At 66.2% G+C, this 4,451-nt stretch carries 3 protein-coding genes; 1 reads left to right on the forward strand and 2 read right to left on the reverse strand.

Features of this window, described 5'->3' with window-relative positions:
• On the reverse strand, positions 1-2,788 hold a 2,788-nt coding region (locus VLR48_RS19665; RefSeq protein ID WP_325293401.1), incomplete at its 3' end, for a chemotaxis protein CheB.
• Positions 2,789-2,930: 142 nt separating this feature from the next.
• Between VLR48_RS19665 and VLR48_RS19670 the strand changes: the two genes are divergently transcribed.
• Positions 2,931-3,671 (forward strand): Crp/Fnr family transcriptional regulator, encoded by a 741-nt coding sequence (locus tag VLR48_RS19670; protein WP_325293402.1) that lies wholly within the window; start codon positions 2,931-2,933, stop codon positions 3,669-3,671.
• 218 nt (positions 3,672-3,889) lie between these two features.
• Here VLR48_RS19670 and VLR48_RS19675 read toward each other — a convergent pair.
• On the reverse strand, positions 3,890-4,451 hold a 562-nt coding region (locus tag VLR48_RS19675; RefSeq protein ID WP_325293403.1), incomplete at its 5' end, for a PdxA family dehydrogenase.

A 4,451-nucleotide genomic window follows, 5' to 3' on the forward strand; every position in this document is an offset into this window, starting at 1 on the left:
CATCCACGATCGCTTCGGCGAAGGCGCGGGCCGCGCGGACTGCGTCCTCGCTGCGTTTGCGCTCGGAGATGTCCACGAAGGTGATGACGGCGCCCTCGATGACGTTCTCCAGGGTGCGATAGGGTCCGATCCGCATCAGGAACCAGGCGCCCTGCCGGGTCTGAACCTCATGCTCGCGGGGCAGCAGGTCGCTCAGAACGGCCCGCACGTCGTCCGTGAGATCGGTGTAGTCGACCAGGTTGGAGACGATGTCGCCGACCGGTCGCCCGATGTCGGTCTGGATCAACTTGATCAGGCGGGTCGCCGTCGGCGTGAAGCGGGTGATGCGCAGCTGGTGGTCGACGAACAGCGTCGCCACGCCCGTGCCGGCGAGCAGGTTGTTCATGTCGTTGTTGGCGCGCGAGAGGTCGGCGACCTTGGTCTGGAGCTCGGCGTTGACGGTGGCCAGCTCCTCGTTGACCGATTGCAGCTCCTCCTTGGAGGTCTCCAGTTCCTCGTTGGTGGATTGGATCTCCTCGTTGACGGACTGCATCTCCTCGTTGGTGGATTTCAGCTCCTCGTTGGAGGTCTCCATCTCTTCACGCGTGGATTGCAGATATTCTTCCTTCGCACGCAGCTCGAGCTCCAGCTCGGCGATTCGTGCGTTCGGCTCCGGGTTGGCATCGGCGGTTTCCGGCGCGGCCGTACCCTGCGCGGTCGGCTCCGGTGTGGCCGTCTCCAGGACGATCAGGTAGAAGTCCGTCAACAGGATCCCGTCCAGATGCGTCTGCTCCGGGCGCACCGTCAGATCGATGTGGCTGAAGTCGCCGTTGGTCTTTACCCGCAGCCCCGTGCGACGGACCGGCTCGCGGTGCGTGACGGCGTGGTGCAGCGCGGTCGTCAGATCGCGTCGCAAGCCCTCGCGCGCCATCGCGAAGATGTTCATGGCGGCATCGCCGGGGGCGGGCTCCAGATACTGCCCGGTGCGACCGTAGATATGGAGGATCTCGCCGCGGCCGTTGACGAGGATACCGACCGGGTCGCCGTGACGCAGCAGGGCTTGCTCGGTGAGTGCGCGCAGATCGAGCTTACCCTTGTTCCGACCTGCTGCGGCGTGCGGCAAGGGTTGCCGGTCGCCGGTCGACGCCGGCGGGGGCTCGCGCATGAAGGTGGTCGGGACGAAGGCGCCGCGTGGTCGCTCCAGACGGCTGTAGAGCTTCCATTTGCGGTTGAGCGGCGCGAACAGGGTCGGGACCTCGCCGACGGTCTCCGAGTTACCCAGAAAGAGCACGCCGTTCGGACTCAGGGCGTAGTGAAAGAGCGCGATCAGGCGCGCTTGCAGATCGCCGTTGAGATAGATCAGCAGGTTGCGGCAGCTGATGAGATCCATCCGGGAGAAGGGCGGGTCCTGCACCAGGTCCTGCTCGGAGAACACCAGGAGATCCCGCACCACCTTTTGAACGCGGTAGCCCCCCTGCGGGTCCTCCGAGAAGAAGCGCGCCAGCCGCGCCGCGGAGACGTCGGCCGAGATGCTGCTCGGATAGAGACCGGTGCGGGCCTGCTCGATGGCGCGTGGATCGATGTCGGTCGCGAAGACCTGCACCTTGTAGGCCTGCTTGAGGGTTTCCAGATGCTCGCGCAGCAGGATGGCGATGGAGTACGCCTCCTCCCCGGTCGAGCACCCGCAGACCCAGACGCGTACGGTCGCGCCCGCAGGCTTGCCGAAGAACAGACGCGGAATGACCTCCTCCTCGAGGGCGGCGAAGGCATCGGGATCGCGGAAGAAGTTGGTGACGCCGATCAACAGGTCGCCGAACAGGGCCTCGATCTCCGCCGGGTCCTGGCGCAGGTAGCCGACATAGTCGCTCTGGCGATCGATCCGATGCAGTGCCATGCGCCGTTCGATCCGACGCCGCAGGGTGGTCTCCTTGTACTGGGAGAAATCATGGCGCGTCTTGTCGCGCAGCAGGATGCAGATCTTGGTCAGGGCATCCTCGGAGGTGGCCGACGGGGCGACCGGCCGGGATCTCTTGCCGAAGGCCTGTGCGGCATAGGCGATGAGGTGCGCCGGCATCTCCGCCGGGGGCAGGACGTAATCGGCATGGCCGCCGGCGATGAGGCTGCGCGGCATGCCGTCGTAGGCCGCCGTCTCGGGCGATTGGGCAATGACCAGGCCGCCTTCGCCCTTGATCGCCCGCGCGCCCAGGGTGCCGTCGCTGCCGGTGCCCGAGAGCACGACACAGATGGCACGCTCATGTTGGTCTTGGGCGAGGGAGCGGAAGAAGAAGTCGATCGGCAGGCGCAGCCCGCGCGGTGCGGTGGGCTCGAGCAGGCGCAGCGTGCCGTTGAACAGCGCCATGTCGTGGCTGGGCGGGATGATGTAGGCACAGTCCGACTCGACCCGCATGCCGTCCTCGACCTCCCGGACCTGCATGCGGGTGTAGCGCTTGACCAGCTCGGTCAGGATGCTCTTGTGGTCCGGCGCGAGATGCTGCACCAGCACGAAGGCCATGCCGGTCTCGATATCGCGCGGAATGGCCGAGAAGAATGCCTCGAACGCGGCCAAGCCGCCGGCGGAGGCGCCGATGCCGACGATGGGGAAGGGCTTGGCGGCGCTCCGCTCGGGCGGCGGCCCCGTGGCATTCGGGTCCTGGGTCGTGGCGGACGGGCTCGGCGGTGCCGGTAGCGACGACGGCTCTGCGGACGCCTTCGCGTCGGTGGTTGCCGACGACGTCTCGGCGATCTCCTGCGGCGCGACGGCTGACGCAGGGATGTTCGTGGCGTCGCCCCCGGTCCTCGTCTTGGTCATGGTTTGTCTCCGCTGGGTCAGTGATCAAGTGTAGCGGAGAGATCGGAATCGCTCTGTTCGGGATCGCACATAGGGAGGCGATACCGAGCATGCCGTGCTATTGTTTTTCGTTGATCAAGAGCGAAGCCGCCGGAGAGCTCTCATGCCCATCGCCGCACCGAGCCCGCGCCTGAACCATCTGCTCGCCGCGTTGCCCGAGCCCGAGTATTGCAAGCTCCTGCCGGGTTTGGAGCTGGTCCAACTGGACCTGGGGCAGACGATCCACGAGTCCGGGGGTAAGTTGAATCACGTCTATTTTCCGACCACCGCCATCGTGTCGCTCCTCTACGTCATGGAGAATGGCGCATCCGCGGAGATCGCCGTGGTCGGCAACGACGGCATCGTCGGCATCGCACTCTTCATGGGCGGGGAGACCATGCCGAATCGTGCCGTGGTGCAGAGTGCCGGGGAGGCGTATCGGCTCAGCGGACCCCTGCTCAAGCAGGAATTTACGCGTACCGGAGGGCGTCGCGAAGGGGTCCTGCCGCCGCTGTTGCTGCGCTACACACTGGCGCTGCTGACCCAAATGGCACAGACCGCCGTCTGCAATCGTCATCACACGGTGGATCAGCAGCTATGTCGTTGGCTGCTGCTCAGTCTCGATCGTCTGCCTTCCAACGAGCTGCACATGACCCAGGAGCTGATCGCCAACATGCTGGGTGTTCGGCGCGAGGGCGTGACCGAGGCGGCCGGAAGCCTGCAGCGGGCCGGGCTGATCGACTACAGTCGGGGCCGGATCACCGTGCTGGATCGCCCTGGCCTGGAAGCGCGGGTGTGCGAGTGTTACGAGGTGGTGAGGAAGGAGTTCGCGCGCCTGCTCCCCGATGTGATTCCGCCGCCCTGAGGGCGGCGCCCGGGCGCGTCGACGGGTCGCAACGATCATCGGCACTCCTGACGACGCGGTTCCACACAACCAACCTGTAGGTGCGAATTGATTCGCACAAACCCCGGTCTCGCCCGCGATGCGCTCGGCGACGTTACCGCCACGGTCGTGCGAATGAATTCGCACCTACAGCCTTGCGGGCATCTACGGTCGGGATGTGCTGGTTTCCGGAAGTCGCCTTAGCGCGAGGGCCCGACCAAAAATCGGGCCATGCCCAAAGCGGCCCTGAGGCTCCCGAGATCCGCCCGATCCGTTCCGGCCAGATCCAGTGCGGTGCCGTGATCCACCGAGGTGCGGATGATCGGCAGGCCGAGCGTGATGTTCACCGCCTGACCGAAGCCCAGGTGCTTGAGCACCGGCAATCCCTGATCGTGGTACATGGCCAAGACCGCGTCGGCGACGGCGAGCTTGTCGGGGACGAAGGCGGTGTCCGCCGGCAAAGGCCCGATCAGATGCCATCCCAGCCCCCGCAGTGCGTTGAGGACGGGCTCGATCACCTCGATCTCCTCGCGTCCCAGGTGGCCGCCTTCGCCGGCATGCGGGTTCAGGCCGCAGACCAGGATGCGCGGCTCGGGGATCCCGAATCGGCTCGACAGATCCCGGTGGAGGATCCGGATGACGTCGGTGAGGTGCTCCGGGGTGATGGCGGCACTCACATCGCGCAGCGGCAAGTGTGTCGTGACCAAGGCCACACGCAGGCCGGGCGTGGGGAGCATCATGACCGGCTCCGCGCCGCAGCGC

Origin of the sequence: Thiocapsa sp. (assembly GCF_035467215.1) — a bacterium.
Lineage (GTDB): Bacteria > Pseudomonadota > Gammaproteobacteria > Chromatiales > Chromatiaceae > Thiocapsa.

What these genes read in the sequence shown, in the direction of transcription:
- VLR48_RS19670 (WP_325293402.1), top strand. Translation starts at nt 2,931, where the DNA reads ATGCCCATCGCCGCACCGAGCCCGCGCCTGAACCATCTGCTCGCCGCG.